Raw genomic sequence first — 22,682 nt, 5'->3', positions numbered from 1 at the left:
TTATTCCTCCGCTTGTAGTCGTCCATACGTTTTTTGCAATATGAAGTAGGACGGCTTTATTCGTTCGTGAAAAGTTGGATACTCCCAATTTTTCCACTTGTATAAGTAAAAATCTTTTAATAAAAGTTCTCCTTTTTTCTGAGTCGGAAACGTATCTTCCACGTCATTGCTCTTCTTATTAACAGCTACGACTCCCACTTGAATTCCTTTCATTTTCTCGCTGGATTCTAATCCTTTTTTGGACCAAATATCTCCCATTATTTCTTTTTGACTCGGGTCTTTTACATTTAAAAGCGCCCAAGGAATGCGAAGTTCAGCAATTCCATTTGATTCATTCACTTTAAAATCTGCTAGCGAATCAAATGAAGAAGAGTTAGGATCGCTGTTTCCTTCTTGGAGCTTCCCAGTTTCATAGGCGTCAAAAGGAATGGTTCTCTTGTTTTTCCCCTCTCCAATCGCTAACTCTTTGTTAAGGGCGAGCCTGATTGGATTAAACATGCCGTTATCTTTTGTATCGGTTCCTTTTACAGATGGAATCATTTGAAGCTGATGGGCATACGAAAAATAATACGTATCGTAATAGCTGTCTATCCACAAGTGACTGTCTTCTTTCCCGTTTAATTCTGCTACAAAATCAATTCCTTTTGTTTTTAAAGAAGGAATTTGAGGAATCTTTGACTGTCCCTGATTGTTAATTGTGTTAAACAAGAAATAAAGCTTTTGATCTTCCAGCTCTTTTGCACTCACGCGTAGATATAGATAACCTTCATCACTTGTAATGTTCAATGCTTTTAACTTCTTAGACGGCTTATATACCGACTTGCTGTTCAGCTTTTTCCAATCATCTGATTTGCCGTCTACTTTGACTTTCAGCTTTGTTCCTGGATCAAAACTCAACAGGCCAAAATGCTGTTCTCCCGTTTGCAAATTCGTCCAAAATGGCCTGCGGTTCGGATTGTCGTACTCCATCGTATTCCACGTTCGCTTAAACCATTCATCTTGCCATGTAAAGACCATACCGCCAGCCATTTTTTCTTCAACAATATCTTCGTACAAGCGTGACAGAATCTTTCCTTGTTCTTGTTCCGTATGAAAGCCTTGATCCCATCCGTATACGTTTCTATGGGTGAGTCCTCGCGAAGCTGGAATGCCAAATTCAGCAACAAGCACGGGCATATGATGAACTTCTTTCATATTTTGCAAATAACCTGCGTAGTTATTTTTCTCTCCTCGATGATCGCGATAAGCGAGATAACGAGGTTCATAGTTTAAGAAATCAGGATAGTAAGGATAAATATGATAAGAAGCAAATAATCCCGGCTCAAATTTTTTAGTTGTGTGAATTAAATTAGGATTAACAGACACTTTATCTTCGTCTTCAGAAGGCTCATATGGATGAGTCAATAAATCCGTCGTCACCCAGTTCGTAAAGCTCATAGGCCGCTGCCAATCATATTTATCCTGCTCATAGGAAATTGTTTTTTCCATAAGCTGCGCAAGCCAAATTTCAAAGGGATTGCCTTTTTCAGTATAGATGTACTTCCCTTTAAAATCTTTCATTCCTTTATGTTTTTCATTTGTCGAAAGGGCTACCGTGGGATCCCATTCAACTCCTATAATCCAGCCTAAAACATAAGGAGACACGTCTGCTGTATACGTTCCGCTTGCATGTCCCGTCCGTTTTGGCAGTGTTGCATTTCCATGAATAACGTTTACAATCCTTTTCATTTCAGCTTCAAATTCTTTTGTATTTTCCTTTGCAAAAGCATCTTGTGAATCATAGAAAACTTCTTCATTCACCCATACTCCATGAAAAAGATAAATGGGTTCTTTGGCTTTTTGGTTATACTCAGCAAGCGCTTCATAAAAGCCGGGAGGGTGAATGGTGTATACGCGGATTGAGTTTGCATTCATCTTGCCAATTTCTTTAAACCAGCGCAAATATTCTTCTTTCGAAATAGCGGTCTCACCAGGGAAATGGCCTGGCTTACTAATGCCCATATTTACTCCTTTAATCAGCAAATCTTTCCACTTGCCGTTTTGATAAACTTGCAAATAATCTTTTCCTACTTTCCCTGCTACTTTACGGTCAGCATCTTCATAGATTTCCATATTTTCATTAAAAGTAACAGAAGCAGGCTGCGATGCATTTTGCTGTTGATCTATAATCTTATTCATAAGAGGCAGATAAACAGTCCAGTAAAAAGAAGACTCATCTTCTTTTCCGATTTTCTCTGTCCATTTCTTCCACACCGGGTAAAAAGAGGTTTGATAAATGGAAGGTACTTCTCCTTGATCTGCAAAATCTCCTGCAAAGTAATAAGTATCATATCGCTCTTTATTATGATGAACGACTGCTGGTATGGACAAAGGAATACCATTTTCCTTTAGCTTGTTTTTTCCTTCAGAATCCAAGTGAAAGACAAACTGAGCCTGCACATCACTTTTTTGCTGGGGTGTAATTACGTCAAACCAATATTGATAAGCAGATTCATCCTGTAAATTCAATGTTTTTTTTCCTTGTTTTGTATATTGAAACCATACTGGATTTTCTTTTAATTCTTTTTCCGTTATAATAACGAGCTTATTGGATTCATTAACAAACAGTAAGCCTTTGCCCGTAAGGTTCCACTCTTTGTTGTACTGCTTTTTGTAAGCACTTTTCACCCAAGCAGGAACTTCTTCACTGCCGAATTCATCAAAATAGCGACCAATCCAGCCGGACCACGTAACATTGTACAATTCATACAGTTCTTTGCGAACGTCTAGAGAAGTAGGACTTCCAAATGTATTAAACTCTCCAATCAGCGTTTTTGTACGTCCATTCAGTGCTTTCTTAACGTAGCTCACATCTTCAGAAGTCATGCCGCCATACACCAGCTGAGAACGATCTCCTCTTTTAGCTTTTACGCCTAAATCTTCTTTGTATACGCCATACGTGTCCGTGATATAAATCATATCTGCAGAGTTTGTTTTTGGCAGAGATTTAATGCTGTATGTTTTATCTCCATTCGGATAAAACCCTGCATAATCTTTTGAGATTTCATAAGGCTTCCCGTCTTTGCGTACTTTCGCTTGATTCAGCATCCACATTAAGCCCTGATGCTCTCGAAACGTTTGATCTGGCACTGTTTTATCAATGACAAGCATATTCAAATCAGTTGGTTTCTTTAGCTGCCAAATAAGAAATGGCGAAGCCGTTACTGCCATAACCAAAATAATGCCGCCGATTAATAACCATTTTTTCATTGTGAAACTCCTTTTCGCTGCATGTCTCCCCAGCCTTTTTTATTGCGAATAACGTCCAACAATCCATGACAGCGCCATATAACAGTTAGAGGGCGATACCAAAAGGATTCAGTCAGGGAAAAGACAAACAGCTTAGCGATATCAGATACTTTTGGATATTTGCGAAGGCTCCACTCTTCTAGCAAAACAGCCGCCATCGAATAAAGAGAACCATATACAACCATTAAGAGAAAAAGCAAATACGCAAATTCCACATAAATCCCGCCTACAACTAGAGAAATAACAATAAACAAATAGCCTAACATTTCCATGACCGGCCCGATTAGTTCAATAAACACAAAATAAGGCATAGAAATCATTCCGATACTTCCGTATTTCGGATTAAACAGCATCTCTTTATGCTTCCAAAGACTATCAAATAAACCGCGGTGCCAGCGGTTTCGCTGTCTTCGCAAATATTTGATTTCATCAGGTGCCTCTGTCCAGCATACAGGATCTGGAATATAAACAATTTGATTGTTGGCTTTTTTCTGTTTAATCAGTCGGTGGAGGCGAACAACAAGCTCCATGTCTTCGCCGACTGTATGAGAATAACCCCCAGCTTCAATCACCCAGCGTTTAGAAAATACGCCAAATGCTCCTGACACAATAAGTAATAAATTATGGCGACTGAGACCAATGCGCCCCATAAGAAAGGCACGTAAATATTCAATAATCTGCATCACAACAAGCGGCTGCGTATCAAGTCCAATCGATACGACCGCACCGTTTTCGATTTTACATCCGTTTGCAATTCGAATACTTCCTCCTGAAGCAATTACTTCTCCGTCTGAATCAATAATTGGCTTCATAACTTTTAAAAAAGCGTCTCTTTCCAACACTGAATCACCATCGATCGAACAAAAATAAGGATAGTTGGATAAATTAATTCCTGCATTTAATGCATCTGACTTTCCTCCATTTTGTTTATCGACTACATATAAATAATCGTATAATTTAGAACGATATACAGCTTTTACTTCTTTCGTCTCCACTTGCTTTCTCACAACTCGATTCATTTTCACAAGAGAAAACTCTTCGATGAGCTTTTCTAACGTATCATCTGAAGATCCGTCATTTACTACAATTACTTCATATTCCGGATATTCAATTCCAAGCAGCGAACGCACGCTTCCAATAATCCCGACAGATTCGTTATAAGCGGGAACTAATATAGATAACGGCGTTGTATAGCTAACCGCAAGCAAATCTTCATAAGGTTCTTCATCATTTAATTGATATTGCTTTCGCAGTTGAAAAGCAGAAATGATAAACATCATAAAATAAAAACAAAGCACAAAAATCATATAAGCAAATACAGCCCATCCGCAAACGGACAAAAAAAGATGCCAAACACTATTCCACAACCGTAATTCCTCCCTTTTCAAGCCATTCTGCTGCCATATCTTTCGAAAACTTGTCATCAGTCGTTTCATATACATGAACTAAGTATTCTGTACCCGTTGGGATTTTCATCATTGACTGAGCAGCATTCGAACGCACAAGAAAATGAGAATCTTTCAGCGACTGCTCGAGAAGTAACAATCCCTTCTCATCTCTCGTTTTGCCTACTAGTTTGGTAGCCATCATTCTCTCTTGCCACATATCTGATTGAAGATGTTTCGTGAGCTCCTCTACTTTTAATGGAAAAGATAAAGCGTTAAGTGATTTCAACGAACGAATTCGCAGTTCTTCTGATGAACTTTTCATGTGCATTTTTAAGAAATCGATATACTCTAACTTATGATTGATACCGATCATATCGATAAGTGGCAGCTGAATTTCTTCTTGCAGGTCTTCAAATTTATTAATAAATTGCTGAAACTGCTCACTGTTCATATTTCCAAACAAAGAGCGGTACATAAATTCAGACAGCGGTTTAGAGGCATTCGTCATGTATATAACAAACTCAGGACGGTTTAGCTTAACTAAAATCTTTAAAATTTGATTTTTTTCAGCCGCTGTACTATTTTTTTTCTCATACATTTCTACTAATTGGTCTGTTAGCGTAGTAAGACCAAAATCTTCAATAGCATAAAGAGCATTCATTCTGACACTCCACCTAGAATGATGCAGCTCTTTTTTATATTTGGGTGTAAAAACCTTCTCCGCATAGAGCATGATGTTATTTCGAATGTCATCACCTTGCACAGCTGCAGAAAAACCGCTCAATAGTTCCTCTACACCCGCCAGCTCTATTTTATTTTTAGGCTCTATCCGATGTTCTTCATCTTTTCTGTATAAATAAATAAAAAGAGATTCTTTTATACTATCTTTATAGGATTCTACTTTTGCCCGGAAAGCGTTTAAACGCGCTTTTTGAATAAGTAAATAACTTAGAAAACAAACCAACAGCAATAGCAATCCGCCAAATAAGGCATATACCACTTGAATTGACATCCCCATTTATTTCACCTTCTTCATTAAATGACGTACGCGCGCTTCAAGCTCCATTAACTTAAATGGCTTTGTCATGTAATCGTCTGCCCCAAGTTCTAATGCTCTTTGAATATCTTGTTCGCTGTTTCGTGATGTAAGCATAATAACCGTGTACTGATCGTGACGTTTCTGCTGCCTTAATTTTTGCAGCACTTCCAAGCCATCCATCTTAGGCATCATTCCATCTAAAATAACAAAGTAGTGATCGCTAGAGTGAATCCATTGGGACTCAAAAAACTCGATGCCGTCTTTAAACACTTCTATTTTCACTTCATAACGATCTCCTACATCAATCTTACTTAAAAGCTCTTTCAGCATCGTTCGAATGATAGAATCATCATCAATAATAGCCATACGAAGCGTTCGCTTTTTAACCAGCTTGCTTTGAGAAGAAGCTACAATTTTTTGACGTCCTGATTCCTTCGCTATATATAATGCTTCATCAGCTTGATGAAGCGCTTTTTCTAACGGCCATTCATTGTTATGAACTTCTACAACTCCGCCGGAAAAGCTGCAATAAAACGAATTGCTTTGATGTGTGAACACTTTTTTCACAAAGGAATCCAACAGTCTATTTAATACTGTTTCTGCCTCTTTTATATTGGTTTTTGGCAGTAAAAGAATAAATTCTTCGCCTCCATATCTAAAAATGTGATCTGTTGGACGAATTTCATGCTTCATATACTCTACAAATGCTTGCAGCACGCGGTCTCCCATAAGATGTCCATACTGATCATTTATTCTTTTAAAGAAATCTAAATCTAAAATCGCTAAACAAAAAGGATCTTTTAAGCGGTCGTAGCTGGATAGCTGCTGACTGTAGATTTCTTTTAAATACGTTCGGTTATAGGCTCCTGTTAATTCATCAAACATTAAATAGGAGTTAAACATTTGCTTTCGTTCAATATGGTGACCAATTCGAAGTAGACTTTCTTCCAGATCGAAAGGTTTAACAAGGAAGTCATCGGCCCCTAATTTAAAAGCCTTCAAACGCGTCTCTCTTTGATTATCAACGCTCATCATGACAATCGGGACGAACAGTTGCTTTGTTTTATCACGTAAAAATGAAAGAATGTCAAAGCCTGTACAGTCTTTCATATGTACATCAACAACAAAACAATCCGGCTTTAATTCGTAAAAAGCCGTAATGGCTTTTTCTTTAGATGCAGTTGCTAATACGTACCATCCCTGCTTTTCAAACTGTTCTTTTAAATACATCAGCATTGAAAGATCGTCGTCCACAAGTAAAATGCTAGCTGTTTGTTCACTGATTTCTATCGGTTTATTTATATCTTCTGCGGATTGAATTTCATCTTGATAACAAATTTTAATAATATCTAATAAAAAAGTATTCAACTCCGCGTAATCCCAGATTTTTTTCTGTTTTTTTTCAACAGCTTCCATTAACGCGCGGGAACAATCTCCTAAATAATGCAGTCCAATAGTCGCAGACGTTCCAGAAATTGAATGCAAAAAGCGGTACACCTCTTCATGAGGTATTTCTTTATTTTGATCAGTCCACTCTTGCAGCTGCTTACGCACATTAGCTAATAATGCAATTTGATATTTATCCATCTTATACACCCTTTGTTCGATATAGTTAACACTTACCCCATATTACTCCATCCATTTTTCTATAATATTTTGTAAGTAAATGAAATATTTTCTTACTTTTATTTTAAGTATGTTTTTTCCAAATGAAAAGCAATTCCTTTTTAACCATACTTTTCCTCCAATGATTTTACTTTAAAATGATTCTTTTTTCACTCATTATTTTTCTTTCCAGATAAGTAAAATGTCCTGTTATCTTCTTTACAAATAGACCTGCAACCTTATTGACAAAATTAATGAGTCTTTGTTACCCTTATACACGTTGTAAAAAATTTAAAAGTGAATGTTAAGGAAAGCAGCCGTTTTGATGAACGATCAATCAAATCAGGTTCTTTCCTTTTTATATTTTTACTAAGGCAGATACTTTGCTAAATAAAGTTTCGCTTTATACACCGTGTCCTCTTTGTCATAGGCGCACTTAGACCGAAAACAGACGGAAAGGAGTATAAAATGTTTACTCAGCTTACAGAAAAAAACCAGAATGCAGAAGAACTAAAAGAAACACTTGATGATTTAGAGTTTCAGCTATTTCGCATGCAGGATAATTTAAAAGAAATTGCTAAAAAGTACGAAGTTATCGGTGTCGATCAGCCTGAAGATAATCAGTTAGTTATTGTATCGGCACAAAATGACGGAAACGCATGTAAAATTATGCTAAATGAATGCACAAAAGCCTATAGAGGGGCTTGGGATTTTGCCATCGATGGCGTATATGAAGATAATCACACGATTTTTATTGGTGATATTAAAGGTCCCGCTAATAAGGGATATGGCTCTGTATGTATGAATTATTTAAAAGAAGTAGCGGTTGATCAAAATGTTCATGTCATTAAAGGAGATATCGCTGAGCGCGACTGGGATCATCTCGAAAGATTAATTCATTTTTATGAAAAACATAACTTTGAAGTAAATATTGATTATACGAATAAGTGCGGAGAAATTGAATGGACTCCAGCTTATCAATAAAAAACGAACAGACAGCGTCTGTTCGTTTTTTTTATTTGATATATGCTAAGCTTTTTTTAATACTGCTAAGAGGACTTTCTATGCACTGATCTTGTTCAACGATCCACCATTTTACGCCTGCTTTATTGCCTTCTTTCATGACAGCCTTTACATCTACTCCTCCGGTACCAAGAGGAGCAAAGAATTGCTCGCCGTCTGTTGTCATATCTTTTAAATGGATAAAAGGCGTACGATTTCGATAGTGCTTCATCCACTCAACTGGATCTTCGCCTGCTTTAGTGAGCCAATAAATGTCCAGCTCTACATTTCCCCCAGTTTCTTCTAGAATCGTTTGAAGAGCTGACTTTCCAGTTGACAATTTTTTTAGCTCAAAATCATGATGGTGATAGCTAAATGACATGCCTTCTTTTTTACAATAAGCATCAATGTAATTTAAAGAATCAATAAGTTCGAAATATCCTTTTTCAGTTTGTCGTTCAGGCATTAAATAAGGACAAACAATATGTGAATTTCCAACTTGCTGCTCAAAGTGAATCACTTGCTCTAAATTTGCTTCTAATTGTTCAAGCGGCACGTGACTAGAAGCTGCCTTCAGCTGTAAATCCGTTAACCATGCTCTTACTTCTTGCGCTGTATATCCTTCGTACCCTGCAAACTCTACCCCTTGATATCCTAAAGCAGCTACTTTTTGAAGAGTTCCTTTAAAGTCTTTTTTCGTTTCTTCACGCAGCGTATAAAGCTGTACTCCTACAGGTATTTCTCCCATCTTCTCTCCCCCTGTTCATTAAGAAAGTGATTGAACTATGGCTAAATCAACCCAATCTAAAGACGAACAAATTGAACTAGTATGAATTACTTGTTACACAGCTGTTGATTTCCTTGCAAGACTTCGCTTTCCGCGGGCGGCCGGTGAGCCTCCTCGTCGCTTACGCTCCTGCGGGGTCTCACCTGTTCCGCTTTTCCCGCAGGAGTCTTCGTCTTGCCCTCCAATCAACACCTAGAAGCAATTAACTACAATTAAATCTACGTTCATCCTAGAAAGGAAAAAATCCGAACGAATTTGATTCTCGATCAACAATCAGATTCTTTCGGATCCTCCTTTAACTAACATACTTTTTTCTCAACATCTGCTGCTTTTTATTTTACTGCACTTCCAAGCATTCCTGAAATAAAATGACGCTGAAGCGCTAGGAAGAAGACAATGATTGGAATGGTTGCAATCGTTACCCCCATCATTACTTGACCGTAATCAATAATCGATAATCCAATTAAGCTTGAAAGAGCAACTGGCAATGTAGCCATTTCGTTTGATGTAGTCGCAACTAAAGGCCACATAAAGTTATTCCACTGTGTCATAAATAAGAAAATAGCTGCTGCAGCCATCGCAGGCTTCATAGAAGGAAGCACAATGGTTAAAAAGATTCTCATCTCTCCAGCACCGTCCAAACGTGCTGCTTCAATCAGTTCCGTTGGAAAAGCTAAAAAGTTCTGACGTAATAAAAAGATAGCGAACGGAAAGCACAGCTGCGGAACAATAAGAGCAAAATACGTATCAAGCAAATTAAAATTCGACATCAGCTGAAAAAGCGGAATGAGCGTTGCTTGATATGGAATCATCATGGACAATAAAAGCGTTGTAAAAATTGCGTTTCGTCCTTTAAATTCAAATTTAGATAGCGCATATGCAGCTGTAGAACAAACCATTAAAGCTACAATCACATACACTACTGAAACAAATACTGAGTTAAAAAAGACGCGCCCTAAATCAATTGAAGCATTTAAATTTTGTAGATTTGTCATAAATTGATCGCCAGGCTTCAGCGTTGGAGGGTTTGTAAACATTTTTCCTGATTCATTCGTAGCGCCGATAATCATCCAGTAAAACGGAAAAATAGAGATAATCGTGAACAGCCCAAGCATGCTGTATAATCCTATTTTACGCATGATGTTGCTTTTCTTTTTAACCTTAGGCACGGTAGCTACTGCGGTTGCTTCTACTCTCTCTAATACACTCATGATTTATCACCCGTAAACTTAAATTGGAAGAACGTTAAAATACCGACTAATAATACAACAACGTACGCAATGGCTGAAGCATATCCAAAATCAAAATATTTAAAGCCATTTTGATAAATATATAAGCCTAGCGTCATCGTGGAATCAGCAGGGCCGCCTTTTGTTAAGTTAAAAGGTTCGTCAAACAATTGAAGCGTGCCAATTGTTGATAAAATAGTAGCAAACAAGATAACGGGTTTTAATTGTGGAACGGTTACGTGGAAAAACTTTTGAATACGATTTGCCCCGTCTAAATCAGCTGCTTCGTAAACTTCATGAGATAAACTTTGAAGAGCTGCTAGAAAAATAACCATATTATAACCTGTCCATCTCCAAGTCATCGCAACGATGATTGAGACTTTAGCCCAGAAAGGATCTCCCAGCCACTGAATGGCGTTGATACCGAAAAACCCTAAAATAGTATTCATAATTCCTTCATCTTGAAGAATGATTGAAAACAAAATAGAATAGGCAACTAGCGACGTTACTGCGGGCAAGAAAAATGAAACTCGGAAAAAACCTTTTAGTCTTAAAAGCTGACTGTTTAACGCGTTAGCTAGTACAAGCGCTAATAAAATCATGACGGGTACTTGAACGATTAAAATAATCCCCGTATTTCCAAGCGCTTTCCAGAAAATATCATCTCCGAGCAAACGTGTATAGTTTGATAAACCGGTAAATACATACTTTCCGCCTTCCATACTCTGAAAGCTTAGAATAAACGATGAAAAAATAGGATAGATGGTAAACAGCGCGAACAGCAAAAGTGCTGGAGCAATAAATAAGTAAGGCAATGATTTATTTGTCTTCATGATGACCTCCTAGTACCGCAAGAAGAAGAGATAGAAGGCAATTTTCTAGAAATCACCTTCTATGCTTCTTGATTATTTTTGAATTCGGTTTTCTAAGCGTTTTTGAGCTGCTTCAAGCGAGTCTGTAACGCCCTTACCATTTGTTACCTCTGACACAGCTTTGACTGCTTCACTGTTTGCAACTGAGTAATTGCCTGTAAAATTAACCGGCTTAATATCTTTCATTTCATCTGCGAATGTTTTCCAAATCGTCTGATTGTTAAAGTACTCATCTTGTGCAGTGAATAATTTTGAAGAATATACGGTATTTAATGATGGGAATAATCCGCCCTTCATCGCTTCTTCTTGAACTTTATCTGTTGTTGAGAAATATTCCATAAATTTGTACGCTTCATCTGCTTTTTGGCTATTTGCTGAAATCACATAGTTGCTTCCGCCTAAGTTAGAAGCACGGTTGCCTCCTTCTTCAAACGAAGGTAATAAAAATACTCCCCATTTTCCTTTTAAATCTGGAGCCTGCTGCGTAATAGAACCAGATAGCCAAGCACCAGATGGTGAACTTGCTACTTTACCTTCTGCTAAAGCACTGATTGAAGCATCCCAGCCCACTGTATTTTTAACAATGCCTGCTTCTTTTAACTTCTTATTTAACTCCATCGCTTTTTTCGCTTCTTTAGAAGTTAAATTGAGCTTACCTTTGTTATTAAAATAGAACGTACCTTGCTGCGTTAGTGCCATTCGGAATAAGCCATCGTCATTATTAAAATCTAAACCTAGTAAATCAACGCCAACTTTTTCTTTAATTTTCTTACCAGCCGCAATATAATCATCCCATGTTTTGATACTGTTTGGATCTACGCCTGCTTTTTCAAAGTAATCTGTGCGGTAGAAAACGCCTGTCGGACCTGCATCAAACGGGAAGCCGTACATGTCCCCATCCTTTGATAAAAGAGCTTTCTTAAACTCTGGAAATTTATCTTCTTGCTTATCGAATCCTTTTTTAGATAGGTTTAAAAATGCATTTGGAAATGCATCCAAATATCCTTGGAAACGATCGTCTTCTACTAATACAATATCAGGAAGACCTTTTCCGCCAGCCTGCAATCCTGTTGTTAGTTTTGAATAAACGTCTTCACGTCCCATATCCACTACTTTTAATTTAAATCCTGGATTCTCTTTTTGATATTCTGCTGCTGCTTTCTTCAATACCGGTACGTTAATATTCCAAGCCCATGCAACAACTTCTTTTCCACCGCTACCACTTGTTTCATTAGCGGACTTTCCTCCGCATCCTGCAAGTACTAGGGTTAAAATGAGTGCAAAACTGATTAAACTAAACCAACGTTTCAATGAATACCCCTCCTATGATCTCGTCTCCTAGTGTGGCAAGTTTTTTTGTAAACGCTCACGTCTCTTTCTATACAGAATTATTGAAAAATAATTCTGTATATTGAAAGCGTATACAATTTACTTAATCTAAATTATATGAATGAATACCCTTTTCCTCAATGGTAAATATAAAAGGCAAAAACCTTACATTTTTGCCTTTTTGTAAATTGATTTTGTTATTATGGTTTCTATTAACTTTTTCGTTCATAAAAAAAAGCGAATGTACTGTTATTGTTGAAACAGAACACAATCGCTTATTTAAAAAAATCCAATGTATACTATTTTTTTGCTACATAAGTAACACTTTCTTGCTTATTTGGGACGTTCTAAGGAAAATAATTGCCCCAATTTACTATAGTTAGAACCCGCAAGTCGACTGACCGGCTTCACACGTTCTGCAGAAACGCGATCGTTTTCTATCACTTTTTCACTAATATGAAACATCACAACTTCACCGATAAACAAATCTGAGCTGTATGCCTCATCCGTTCCTAATGGAACAATTTGGTGAAGCTTACATTCCATCCGAATGCTGGCTTCTTGAATTCCGGGAACCTGCACTTTTTTGCTCGGTGCTAGTGTTAACCCTGTTTCTTCGACTTCACTCACGGAAGAAGGATAAGAAGATGCCGCTTGATTCACCTGTTCCACTAAGTTTTCGTCTACAAGATGAACTACAAATTCTTTAGATGCACTAATATTTTTGGCCGTATCTTTCGTCATTTGACCTTCACTTCTCGAAACCGAAACAGCAATCAGCGGAGGCTCTGCCGCAACTACATTAAAAAAACTAAACGGCGCGGCATTCACTACACCGTCATCATTTTGACTTGTAATAAACGCAATCGGCCGGGGAATGACGACACCTGTTAGCAAATGATAATTGTCTTTTGCACTTTGTACCGCTGGATCCACGATCTTCATTTTACCCACTCCTTTTCTTCCATTTACTTTATTGTATGGTAACGAAAAGAGCATAGATTAGCTAGCAACTTGCTCACCAAACATGCAAAGAAGAGGCTGAGACATAGCTGCATCCATCTCATCTGAAAACCAACAAAATGAAAAAATCCGAACGATAAATCGTTCGGATCTTCTCTTTAGTTTAGCACCGTTACTTTCACTGTACGACGTCCAAATGCTTTTGCAGCTGACTCAGAAGGTACTAATACGTCAATTCGATATCCTTTAATCGCACCGCCCGTATCACCTGCTGTTGCCACTCCGTATCCTTCTACATATACTTTCGAACCTAATGGAATAACGGATGGATCTACCGCAATAATTTTATGAGTGCCTGAACTTACATTTTGTCCAGTGGCTGTTACGCCGCTGCAGCCTGCACAATTAGCTGTATAAGCTGTTGCTTCTACATACATTTCTTTTCCAGAATGCTTTTGTGTGCTTTCTTCTTTTTTCGTTTCTTTTGCTTCTGAAGAAACGGCCGCTTTCTTCTCTGTAGCCGCAGCTGTTTTTACTTCTTGTTTCGGCTCTGTTTTTACTTCTTTTTTAGCTGTTGCTAATTCAGCTTGACGCTTTGCTTCTGCATCAGCCTCAGCCTTTTCAGCCGCCTGCTGTTTTGCCACTTGCTCAGCTTGCTTTTGAGCTGCTTCTTTTTCTTTTGCAATCTTATCTTGAATGCCTGTTAGTTCAGACTGAAGATTTGCTTTTTCTGAAGAAGCTGCATCAATTTCATTTACGACCGTACTGTATTTTTCTTGCATAGTTGTTAACGTTGCTGTTTGTTTCGCAACGTTTTTATCTAATTCAGCTTGTTTAGCCGCTAGGCTACTTTTTGCTGCTTCTAATACTTTTTCTTGCTTATCAATTTCTTTTTTATCTTTTTCAATTTGATCTAAGTCATTTTGATGCTGCTTTAAAATATCATTATCTGCTGACAATAAAGTTGTGACCGCACCCATACGTGCAACAAAATCTCCAAAGTTATCAGCATTCATTAATGTATCAATAACAACGCTTGTTTTATCGTCCTGCTGTAAAGCAACTAATCGATTTTCAATAATATCTTTACGACTTAACACTTTTTCCTGAAGCAAAACGATCTCTTTTTTCTTTTTCTCAATCATTTTGTTCGCTTCTGAAATCTGCTTTTCAGTCGATGCTAACTCTTTTTTATTGCTAGAGATTACTGTATGTAATGAATTTAATTGTGACTGTATGTTTTGAACATCTGAATTGATAGACTGTTTCTCTTTCTCTTTTTGTTGAACAGCCTTTTCTGTTTCTTTAATTTTATTTTCAGTAGTCTGGAGCGCTTCTTCATTCGATTGGGCGTGAGTCTCTGTAATGCCGGTCATGAAGAAAATTCCTGTGACTGCTGCAAGAGTCATACGCTTAAAAATTTTCATAAAGTAATAGTCCCCTTTCCTCATAGACATAGTTATACCATAAAAAACTAGCTGTTTATGTTACAATACAGTTAAAAGTTTCCCATAATCTGTATAACCAAGAATCTCTTTCTGGGAATTTACCACCAAAATCCCTTGATAGAGAGGTTTACTGTTTATTAAAAAAGATATATTTTTGTCACAAAGGGGGCAAAATTACTCTTTGAAAACCAAAATAAACGCTTATTATTACAGCTATATTACAAATTTTTCACAGAAAATTATGTGTTTTACCGCCTTTTTTCTGTGTTTTTTACTTTTTATTACATAAATTCCACCTACATAATTCCTACACTATTTATAAAGTTGTGACTTTTTCACTTCTTTTTTACACTTTATATATATAAAAAGACGCCCATAAATCAAATGAGCGTCTTTTTTCTTCACACGTATAAAGCCATTATTTTTCAGAGGTTACTAGTTTTAAAGGCACTGGAATTTGCTTATCTACTTTTTTGCCTTGAAGAACATTTTTAGCAGACTTTACAGCAAGTTTACCAATTAAAACAGGCTGCTGGGCTACAGTTGCTCCTAGTTTCCCTTCTTTTACTGATTTAATTGCATCGTCGTTTCCATCAAACCCTACTACTAATACATCTTTTCCTGAGCTGTTAATCGCTTGAATAGCTCCTAATGCCATTTCATCATTGTGAGCAAATACGGCTTTGATACCAGGGTTTCCTTGAAGAACGTTCTCCATAACGTTTAAGCCTTTTGTACGGTCAAAATCAGCTGACTGTTTAGCCGTAATATCTAGCTTTTGATCTGCAACGTTGTGGAACCCTTTTCCTCGTTCACGAGTTGCTGAAGCTCCGGGCACGCCTTCAAGTTCTGCTACCTGAGCTTTTTCACCTACTTTTTTTACAATGTAATCAGCAGCCATTTGACCACCTTTTACATTATCTGAAGCTACCAGTGTTTCCACTTTTCCTTTTTCTGCTGAACGATCTAGCGTAATAACTGGAATCCCTACATTATTAGCCGATTGTACAGCTGTTGAAATAGCGGCTGAATCCGTTGGGTTAATAAGCAGAATGTTAACACCTTGCTGCATTAAATCTTCTACATCGTTAATTTGTTTGGCTGAATCATTTTGAGCATCTACTACAACTACTTCCATGCCCAGTTTTTTTGCTTCTTTTTGTACTCCTTCTTTTAGGGAAACAAAGAACGGATTGTTTAATGTAGACACGGATAAACCAATTTTAATATCTTTTAAATTTTTACTTTCAGATGGTTTCGCCCACTCAGGAGGCTGAAGTGAACAAGCCCCTAACAGTAATAATGAAAATGATAATAGCACGAGCCAAATTTTCTTCATGTTTTTCCCTCCTAAGCTGACTTTTTGCGATCAATTAATACCGCAATTAAAATAACAATTCCTTTTACGACCATTTGGTAAAACGACGAAACGCCGAGTAAGTTCAAACCGTTGTTTAATGTTCCGATAATCAGCGCACCAATTAACGTTCCAACAATGCGTCCACGTCCTCCAGAAAGGCTTGTGCCACCCAGTACTACTGCGGCGATAGCATCTAACTCGTAAGACGTACCTGCCGTTGGCTGAGCAGAATTCAAGCGAGAAGTCAAAATCGCTCCTGATAGCGCTGCCAATAATCCTGCTAGTGAGTAAATCATAACCTTAACTTTCGGAACTTTGATTCCTGAAATAAATGCTGCTTTTTCATTTCCACCGATTGCATATGTTCTACGGCCAAACGGTGTTTTATGCAAAATCACCCATAGGACAGCAAACGCTAGTACCATCGTAATTGCTGGAACAGGAATACCTAGGAAATAGCCTCGGCCAAATAACTGGAAGTAATAGTTTTCACCTAAGCCCGTAATCGGATTTCCATCTGTATAAACAAGCGTTAACCCTCTAAAAATTGTCATAGTCGCTAGCGTCGCAATAAACGGCGCCATTTTTCCTTTTGTAATAAGTAAGCCGTTAACCATACCCATTACAGCTCCTAACACACATCCTATTAAAATAGCTAAAATAGGATCTACACCTGACACAATCATACCTGCCATTAACGCACTTGATAGAGCAAGTATAGAGCCCACGGATAAATCAATTCCCCCTGTTAAAATAACAAATGTCATACCGAATGCAATTAAAGCATTAATAGCCACTTGACGCAGCAAGTTTAAAATATTTAAAGGTTCTAAAAAGCTTGGATTTAAAATCGATACAATGACAATAAGAATAAATAAACCTAGTAACGGACCTAGCTTTTGCATCACGTTATCAACGCGATTTTCTTTTATCGCTGTGTTTGCTTTCATTTTACTGACCTCCTGTTGCAAATGTCATAATTTTTTCTTGAGTTGCTTCTTCACTTGTCAGTTCACCTGTTATCTTTCCTTCATGCACAACCAAAATGCGATCACTCATGCCGAGTACTTCCGGAAGCTCTGAAGACACCATGATAATAGCCACGCCTCTGTCTGTCAGTTCATTCATAAGCTGATAAATTTCACGCTTCGCCCCGACGTCAACTCCTCGAGTTGGTTCATCTAAAATTAGCACTTTTGGTCCAATGCCAATCCACTTGGCAATAACTACTTTTTGCTGATTTCCTCCCGATAAATTAGCCGCACTCGTCTCAGACGACTCGGTTTTGATCGTTAAACGTTTAATAAGCAAATCTACAAATTGCTGCTCGCTTTTTTGTTCAATAAAGCCTTTTGGCGAAAAGCTGAATAGACTTGGAAGTGCAATATTTTCTCGAATAGAAAAATCCAGAACGAGCCCTTCTGTTTTACGATCTTCTGTAATGAACCCGAGACCTAATTTAATGGCTTGGTCTGGCTTTGTGATACTGACCCGTTTGCCATTTAAGATAATTTCGCCTTTTTCTAACGGATCAAGCCCGAAGATAGCGCGCATAATTTCGGTTCTTCCAGCTCCCATTAGCCCCGCAACGCCGACAATTTCTCCTGATCGCACTGAAAAATGAACGTCTTGAAACACACCTTTTCTCTCCAAGCCTTTTGCTTCAAAAACAACGTCTCCCTTAGGAGATGTCCTAGCAGGAAATCGATCCGTTAGCTCTCTTCCTACCATTTTGCGAACAACATCATCGAAGCTGGTTTCTGGAATCGGCTTTTTGTCTACCGTCTGTCCGTCACGCATGACCGTAATGGAATCACAAATAGCGAAAATCTCTTCCATACGATGTGAAATATAGACAATCGATACACCTTGTTTTCGCAGCGCATTAATTACGTCAAATAACTTTTGAATTTCTCTTTCAGTAAGCGCTGCGGTCGGCTCATCCATGATAATCACTTTTGCATTCGTCATCAGCGCTTTGGCTATCTCAATCATTTGCTGCTGTCCGACAGAACAAAGTCCTGCTTCTTGATCAAGAGGAATGGTGACAGCTAATTTTTCAAACTGCTTCTTTGCTAACGCTTTCATTTCTTTTGTTTTTAAAAAACCTAAAGGTGTTTTTAATTCTTTGCCGATAAATAAGTTTTCAAGCACCGTCATTTCAGGCCAAACGTTCAGCTCTTGATGAATAAAGGTAATTCCGTTTTGTTCTGCTTCTTTTGGGTTTTGAAAATACGTCTCTTTGCCATCAATCAGAATCTGTCCTTCATCTTTTTTATGAAGGCCGGTTAAAATATTCATCAGCGTAGATTTCCCTGCTCCGTTTTCCCCCATTAGTGCGTGAACTTCACCTTCATGTAATTCAAAATCCACACCTCTTAGTACACGGTTTGCTCCAAAGGCTTTATGAATCCCTCTCATTGCGATGTGCATGTTGTTCACCTCTTTTAAAAAATAACTCCCGCTTGTAAAATGCAGTTTGCATAAGGAGTTGCTTCTCCTGTACGAATCACAACTTTTGCTTTGCTTGTTAGCATTTTTAATTGTTCATGAGATACTTCTTCTACTAAGATGTTTTGCTTCTCCATTAACTCATAAGCTTTTTGATTTCTTTCTTTCATTTCAGAAGCAATCACTATTTTTTCTGTAGCCATATCTTCTAACACAGCTACTACTACATCTTCAAAGCTAGGCACCCCTAGCTTTAAAGATAAATCAATTTTAGGCACGTCACTCGGAACAGGTAACCCTGCATCTGCAATGACAATAGTGTCTGTATGACCTAGATCTGTTAGTATTTTCGTAATATGACTGTTAATCATTCCGTGACGTTTCATTTACAGACTCTCCTCCACTTCTTTTCGAGTCGGCATGCCGCCTTGCGCACCAAATTTAGTGACGGATAGCGAAGCTGCGCGATTAGCAAACTGAATTCCTTTTTCAAAACCCATTCCTTCGGCAAGTGCCACAGCAAGCGCTGCGTTAAACGTATCTCCTGCTCCTGTCGTATCAATCGTTTCTACTTGATAAGAAGGAACCAATACTTCTTTCTCGCCGTTAAAATAGCGTACGCCTTGTTTTCCTTCTGTAATAAACAATTTATTTGGATACTGTTTTAATACTTCTTCTTTTTCTTTTCCTTCAAATAAAAGCGCTGCTTCATGTTCATTTGGAGTGATGTAAGAAACTTGTTCAATCACTTCTGCTTTTAATGGTCTTGCAGGCGCTGGATTTAATAAAAGCGGTACTTTAAGTTCCTGACAAAGCTGAGCAACATATTCAACCGTTTCTTCTGGAATTTCTTGCTGAATAAGTACGATATCCGCTTCTTTAATTTTTTCTTTTGCTTTTTCTACGTAGTCTGGAGTAATATAATCGTTTGCTCCTTTGACAACTACAATGCTGTTGTCTCCTTCAGCGAGTATAATGTGAGCTGTTCCGCTATCTGAACCTGTAACCGGTTTCACATTTTCCACAGATACACCGTTTGATTTGAAATTCTCCAGGATTGCTTTTCCGTAATGATCTTCGCCCACACATCCAATCATACTCACATCCGCTCCAAGCCGGGCTGCTGCAACAGCTTGGTTCGCTCCTTTTCCTCCCGGAACGGTTTTAAATGATTCTCCTAACACTGTTTCTCCAGCTCCAGGACGAATATTTGATGTTACTACTAAATCCATTGATGAACTTCCAATCACAGTTACTTTAGCCATGTTCCTCAACCTTTCGTGTCGTATTTCGTTCAATAAACGTAACGGGTAGTTGTACTTGCTTTTGAATTAAAGGTTCTTTCTTAATGCATTTCATTAACAGACCTGCTGCTTGCTTGCCCATTTCATAAGCAGGCTGACGAATTGTAGACAGGGCTGGAAACGAAAAGCGGCTTTGCGGAATATCATCAAAACCAATCACTTGAAGATCATCAGGCACGCTTTTCTCTAATCGAAACGCCTCATGTAAAACAGCTGTGGCTACAATGTCATTACTTGCGATAATCCCGTCTGTTTCAGGGTACTTTTGAAAGATTTCCTTTGCCCATTTCTGCGCATCGTCAAATGCTAGAGAATTTGTATTTAATACGTAAAAGTCTGCATCAGACTGACTCAAGACAGAAAGAGAGCCTTGAAAACGTTCCTGAGCAGGCTTTACATTTACTGGACCTTTGATAAGAGTAATTCTTTTACTTCCTCTTTTGATTATTTCTTCTGCAGCGATTTTCCCGCCTTCAAAACCATCAGCATAAACGGATGGATACTGATCAGAACTTCTATCTAAAAACACGACGGGAAATGTAAGACCTTCATATAGTTTCTGAGCTAAACTTGTTGTTGCCGTAATCATTCCTACTACATGATTTTGCGTAAACGTTTGGAGATATGTCAATTCTTTCTCTAACTGCTCATCACTATTGCCAAGAATTAAACGAAATCCATGGCTATGTACTTCATCTTCTATTCCTCGTGCGAGCTGAGGGAAAAAAGGGTTTGTGATGTCTGGAAGCAATAGACCAATCAAACGTGATTCACGTGTATAAAGCGAACGGGCTACTTCGTTAGGGCTGTAGTTTAATTTTTGAATTGTATTCATTACTCGCACACGCGTGTCTTCTTTTACATACCCTGTACTGTTTAAAACACGCGAAACGGTCGCAACGGACACGCCTGCTTCTTTTGCTACATCACGAATTGTTACCACTTTATTTCCCTCCCTCCATATATGTAACCGTTTACACAAATAATATCATGGAAAAGTGAAGTTGACAATCTTTTTATCAAAAAAAAATCACTCCATTAAGAAGTGATGTTTCTTTCATTAGATATTAGCGTCTAGTTTCTTAAATAATTTCAAAAATTGCTCTTGATCTTTCGGCTCATAGCAAGAAAAGAAATGAGCAATCATCTTTTGCACAATTTCATTTGCTTCTTCAATCACTTGTTCACCTTTAGCAGTTAACTCAATGTTTACCTTACGGCGATCCTCTTTAGAGTGATAGCGTGAAACTAACTCTAAGTCTATTAAACGAGTAATAACAGGAGTGATCGCACTAGGCTTTACACGCATCTCCTCTGCCAGCTTGGTTACTCCAATATGACTGCATTTACCGATAATTAATAAGATATGATATTGAAAAGGCGTAATCCCTTGTGAAAGTAACCTTTCTTTTATCTCTGTCATTACCTTTTTGTTAAGGGATATCGAAATTCTCTGGACCTCTTCAATAAATGTGAGCTGTTCCATGTTTTGACGTCCCCTTTCTTATAATCAGGGAGTCGATTCTAACATGTCAGCCCCCTGCTGCACTCCAAGCGAAACCTAACCTGGGGAGAGCGGCTGGTTTCGCGGAATGCTTATAACCTATTTTCTATCTGTTTTATTCCGTACTATTATAATAGAAGAAACTCATTCATTATCGTTTTTCTTAAACGATCTTAAAGCTTTACGAAAAGCGTCATCATTCATAACGTCACGTTCTTCTTTTGTAAAAACCGTGTCGTCTTTTTCGCCTTCTCTAAACTTTTGCAGCACTTGACGATACATATCATCGTTCATGACATCTTTTTCTCTCTTATGTCTAGATGTTCTTGTTTCCGTCTTCGCCTGCGGCTCTTTTGGCTCTTCTTTTGGTGTTTCTTTTGGTGCTGCAGGTTTTTCTTCTGCTACTTTTTTCTCTTCTACTTTTGGCTCTTTAGGAGCATTTGAAGCAGCCGCTTCTTTTTTAGGTGGAACTGTACGCTGGCGCTTAGAAGATGATGCTTTAGCATTCATTGTAATAATTAGGACAACCAGAATCACAGCTACAACGATCAGTAAAATACCTAACATACTGTCACCTACTGTCCTTGTGTCATTCGTTTAGTCACTTGAACAACACGTTCTCCTAACGCTTTACCTAGCGCTTGGTCGTTCTCTGTTAATAATTCGTCACCTTCGATTGGACAAGTAATTCCCACACCGTAATAAGTACCGTACAGCGCATTTTCTGGAATGTTACCTGGTAAGCCAGCGATAACCATTCCTTGGTGAAGCATTGGTGTAATTAAATTTAAAAGCGTTGCTTCTAAGCCACCGTGCGTTGTAGCTGTTGTACAGAACACCGCACCTACTTTATCAATTAATTTACCTTCTGCCCATAAATAACCTAATTTATCAATCCACGTTTTTAACCCTGAACTGATTGTTCCAAAATGCCCTGGGCAGCCCCAAATAATAGCATCCATTTCAGGCAGTTCACGTACATCTGCTTCTTCGACATGCTTTACATATACAGTTGCTTCTCCAGACAGCTCAGCGCCAGAAGCAATCGCTTTGGCTAATGCCTCTGTATGTCCGCCTTCACTATCATATACGATACAAATTTTCATCCTTTAT

21 protein-coding genes are annotated in these 22,682 nt (G+C 38.1%); 1 reads left to right on the top strand and 20 read right to left on the bottom strand.

Features of this window, described 5'->3' with window-relative positions:
- The 4 genes from LJY09_RS04760 to LJY09_RS04745 are packed head-to-tail and all read right to left on the bottom strand — an operon-like array spanning window position 1 to window position 7,302.
- A complete protein-coding gene (locus tag LJY09_RS04760; RefSeq protein ID WP_228307507.1) occupies window positions 1-3,249 on the bottom strand; it encodes a hypothetical protein in 3,249 nt (1,082 codons plus the stop codon).
- Window positions 3,246-4,655, bottom strand: a complete 1,410-nt coding sequence (locus tag LJY09_RS04755) for a glycosyltransferase family 2 protein (protein ID WP_033578173.1) — start codon at window positions 4,653-4,655, stop codon at window positions 3,246-3,248. The genes LJY09_RS04760 and LJY09_RS04755 overlap by 4 nt, the downstream gene beginning before the upstream one ends.
- Entirely contained in the window at window positions 4,645-5,694 is a 1,050-nt protein-coding gene (locus tag LJY09_RS04750; RefSeq protein ID WP_228307506.1) for a HEAT repeat domain-containing protein, read from the bottom strand. The genes LJY09_RS04755 and LJY09_RS04750 overlap by 11 nt, the downstream gene beginning before the upstream one ends.
- A complete protein-coding gene (locus tag LJY09_RS04745) occupies window positions 5,695-7,302 on the bottom strand; it encodes a GGDEF domain-containing response regulator (RefSeq protein WP_228307505.1) in 1,608 nt (535 codons plus the stop codon).
- Window positions 7,303-7,788: 486 nt separating this feature from the next.
- On the opposite strand from LJY09_RS04745, the gene LJY09_RS04740 reads away from it, so the two are divergent.
- On the top strand, window positions 7,789-8,304 hold the full coding sequence (locus LJY09_RS04740; RefSeq protein ID WP_013055642.1) for a GNAT family protein: 516 nt from the start codon (window positions 7,789-7,791) through the stop codon (window positions 8,302-8,304).
- A 31-nt stretch (window positions 8,305-8,335) separates the two neighbouring features.
- On the opposite strand, the gene LJY09_RS04735 is transcribed toward LJY09_RS04740, so the two are convergent.
- The 16 genes from LJY09_RS04735 to LJY09_RS04665 all read right to left on the bottom strand — a co-directional run bounded on the left by LJY09_RS04735 (window position 8,336) and on the right by LJY09_RS04665 (window position 22,675).
- Window positions 8,336-9,070 (bottom strand): sugar phosphate isomerase/epimerase family protein, encoded by a 735-nt coding sequence (locus LJY09_RS04735; RefSeq protein ID WP_228307504.1) that lies wholly within the window; start codon window positions 9,068-9,070, stop codon window positions 8,336-8,338.
- 93 nt (window positions 9,071-9,163) lie between these two features.
- A complete protein-coding gene (locus LJY09_RS27585) occupies window positions 9,164-9,298 on the bottom strand; it encodes a hypothetical protein (protein WP_255293447.1) in 135 nt (44 codons plus the stop codon).
- A gap of 143 nt (window positions 9,299-9,441) precedes the next feature.
- Window positions 9,442-10,248, bottom strand: coding sequence for a carbohydrate ABC transporter permease (locus tag LJY09_RS04730; protein WP_013055640.1), 807 nt, complete (start codon window positions 10,246-10,248; stop codon window positions 9,442-9,444).
- Window positions 10,249-10,316: 68 nt separating this feature from the next.
- On the bottom strand, window positions 10,317-11,171 hold the full coding sequence (locus LJY09_RS04725) for a carbohydrate ABC transporter permease (protein ID WP_034269685.1): 855 nt from the start codon (window positions 11,169-11,171) through the stop codon (window positions 10,317-10,319).
- A 72-nt stretch (window positions 11,172-11,243) separates the two neighbouring features.
- Window positions 11,244-12,521 carry an ABC transporter substrate-binding protein gene (locus tag LJY09_RS04720; RefSeq protein ID WP_228307503.1) on the bottom strand — a complete coding sequence of 426 codons (1,278 nt, stop codon included), beginning with the start codon at window positions 12,519-12,521 and terminating at the stop codon, window positions 11,244-11,246.
- Between the two features lie 351 nt (window positions 12,522-12,872).
- Window positions 12,873-13,484 carry a flavin reductase family protein gene (locus LJY09_RS04715; protein WP_014461374.1) on the bottom strand — a complete coding sequence of 204 codons (612 nt, stop codon included), beginning with the start codon at window positions 13,482-13,484 and terminating at the stop codon, window positions 12,873-12,875.
- A 176-nt stretch (window positions 13,485-13,660) separates the two neighbouring features.
- The gene (locus LJY09_RS04710) at window positions 13,661-14,929 is read right to left on the bottom strand and encodes a 3D domain-containing protein (RefSeq protein ID WP_034269680.1); all 1,269 of its coding nucleotides are present in this window, start codon (window positions 14,927-14,929) and stop codon (window positions 13,661-13,663) included.
- A gap of 439 nt (window positions 14,930-15,368) precedes the next feature.
- Window positions 15,369-16,289 carry a ribose ABC transporter substrate-binding protein RbsB gene (rbsB, locus tag LJY09_RS04705; protein WP_228307502.1) on the bottom strand — a complete coding sequence of 307 codons (921 nt, stop codon included), beginning with the start codon at window positions 16,287-16,289 and terminating at the stop codon, window positions 15,369-15,371.
- An 11-nt stretch (window positions 16,290-16,300) separates the two neighbouring features.
- Window positions 16,301-17,260, bottom strand: a complete 960-nt coding sequence (gene rbsC, locus LJY09_RS04700) for a ribose ABC transporter permease RbsC (protein ID WP_033578167.1) — start codon at window positions 17,258-17,260, stop codon at window positions 16,301-16,303.
- 1 nt (window position 17,261) lies between these two features.
- Entirely contained in the window at window positions 17,262-18,743 is a 1,482-nt protein-coding gene (locus LJY09_RS04695; protein ID WP_028412185.1) for a sugar ABC transporter ATP-binding protein, read from the bottom strand.
- Between the two features lie 14 nt (window positions 18,744-18,757).
- Window positions 18,758-19,147, bottom strand: coding sequence for a D-ribose pyranase (rbsD, locus tag LJY09_RS04690; RefSeq protein WP_013055631.1), 390 nt, complete (start codon window positions 19,145-19,147; stop codon window positions 18,758-18,760).
- On the bottom strand, window positions 19,148-20,026 hold the full coding sequence (rbsK, locus tag LJY09_RS04685) for a ribokinase (RefSeq protein WP_154973498.1): 879 nt from the start codon (window positions 20,024-20,026) through the stop codon (window positions 19,148-19,150).
- A complete protein-coding gene (locus LJY09_RS04680) occupies window positions 20,019-21,008 on the bottom strand; it encodes a LacI family DNA-binding transcriptional regulator (protein ID WP_049163042.1) in 990 nt (329 codons plus the stop codon). Before LJY09_RS04680 ends, rbsK begins: the two co-directional genes overlap by 8 nt.
- 117 nt (window positions 21,009-21,125) lie before the next feature.
- Window positions 21,126-21,551: a MarR family winged helix-turn-helix transcriptional regulator gene (locus tag LJY09_RS04675; RefSeq protein WP_028412182.1), complete on the bottom strand. Its 426-nt coding sequence runs from the start codon at window positions 21,549-21,551 to the stop codon at window positions 21,126-21,128.
- A 162-nt stretch (window positions 21,552-21,713) separates the two neighbouring features.
- Entirely contained in the window at window positions 21,714-22,136 is a 423-nt protein-coding gene (locus LJY09_RS04670) for a hypothetical protein (protein ID WP_071276653.1), read from the bottom strand.
- Between the two features lie 8 nt (window positions 22,137-22,144).
- Window positions 22,145-22,675 (bottom strand): NAD(P)H-dependent oxidoreductase, encoded by a 531-nt coding sequence (locus tag LJY09_RS04665; protein WP_014461382.1) that lies wholly within the window; start codon window positions 22,673-22,675, stop codon window positions 22,145-22,147.
- Window positions 22,676-22,682: the final 7 nt, after the last annotated feature.

It is taken from the genome of Priestia sp. J2, assembly GCF_020790095.1.
In the GTDB taxonomy this organism is placed as follows: Bacteria; Bacillota; Bacilli; order Bacillales; family Bacillaceae_H; genus Priestia; species Priestia zanthoxyli.
This window is presented reverse-complemented; position numbering and strand designations above follow the sequence as displayed.

Excerpts from the sequence above, each read along its gene's own strand:
- LJY09_RS04730 (WP_013055640.1), bottom strand. The coding sequence starts at position 10,248 with ATGCGTAAAATAGGATTATACAGCATGCTTGGGCTGTTCACGATTATC.
- LJY09_RS04665 (WP_014461382.1), bottom strand. The coding sequence starts at position 22,675 with ATGAAAATTTGTATCGTATATGATAGTGAAGGCGGACATACAGAGGCA.
- rbsC (WP_033578167.1), bottom strand. The coding sequence starts at position 17,260 with ATGAAAGCAAACACAGCGATAAAAGAAAATCGCGTTGATAACGTGATG.
- rbsB (WP_228307502.1), bottom strand. The coding sequence starts at position 16,289 with ATGAAGAAAATTTGGCTCGTGCTATTATCATTTTCATTATTACTGTTA.
- LJY09_RS04735 (WP_228307504.1), bottom strand. The coding sequence starts at position 9,070 with ATGGGAGAAATACCTGTAGGAGTACAGCTTTATACGCTGCGTGAAGAA.
- LJY09_RS04715 (WP_014461374.1), bottom strand. The coding sequence starts at position 13,484 with ATGAAGATCGTGGATCCAGCGGTACAAAGTGCAAAAGACAATTATCAT.
- LJY09_RS04710 (WP_034269680.1), bottom strand. The coding sequence starts at position 14,929 with ATGAAAATTTTTAAGCGTATGACTCTTGCAGCAGTCACAGGAATTTTC.
- LJY09_RS04725 (WP_034269685.1), bottom strand. The coding sequence starts at position 11,171 with ATGAAGACAAATAAATCATTGCCTTACTTATTTATTGCTCCAGCACTT.
- LJY09_RS04760 (WP_228307507.1), bottom strand. The coding sequence starts at position 3,249 with ATGAAAAAATGGTTATTAATCGGCGGCATTATTTTGGTTATGGCAGTA.
- rbsK (WP_154973498.1), bottom strand. The coding sequence starts at position 20,026 with ATGGCTAAAGTAACTGTGATTGGAAGTTCATCAATGGATTTAGTAGTA.
- LJY09_RS04695 (WP_028412185.1), bottom strand. The coding sequence starts at position 18,743 with ATGCACATCGCAATGAGAGGGATTCATAAAGCCTTTGGAGCAAACCGT.
- LJY09_RS04745 (WP_228307505.1), bottom strand. The coding sequence starts at position 7,302 with ATGGATAAATATCAAATTGCATTATTAGCTAATGTGCGTAAGCAGCTG.
- LJY09_RS04740 (WP_013055642.1), top strand. The coding sequence starts at position 7,789 with ATGTTTACTCAGCTTACAGAAAAAAACCAGAATGCAGAAGAACTAAAA.
- LJY09_RS04675 (WP_028412182.1), bottom strand. The coding sequence starts at position 21,551 with ATGGAACAGCTCACATTTATTGAAGAGGTCCAGAGAATTTCGATATCC.
- LJY09_RS04750 (WP_228307506.1), bottom strand. The coding sequence starts at position 5,694 with ATGGGGATGTCAATTCAAGTGGTATATGCCTTATTTGGCGGATTGCTA.
- rbsD (WP_013055631.1), bottom strand. The coding sequence starts at position 19,147 with ATGAAACGTCACGGAATGATTAACAGTCATATTACGAAAATACTAACA.
- LJY09_RS04670 (WP_071276653.1), bottom strand. The coding sequence starts at position 22,136 with ATGTTAGGTATTTTACTGATCGTTGTAGCTGTGATTCTGGTTGTCCTA.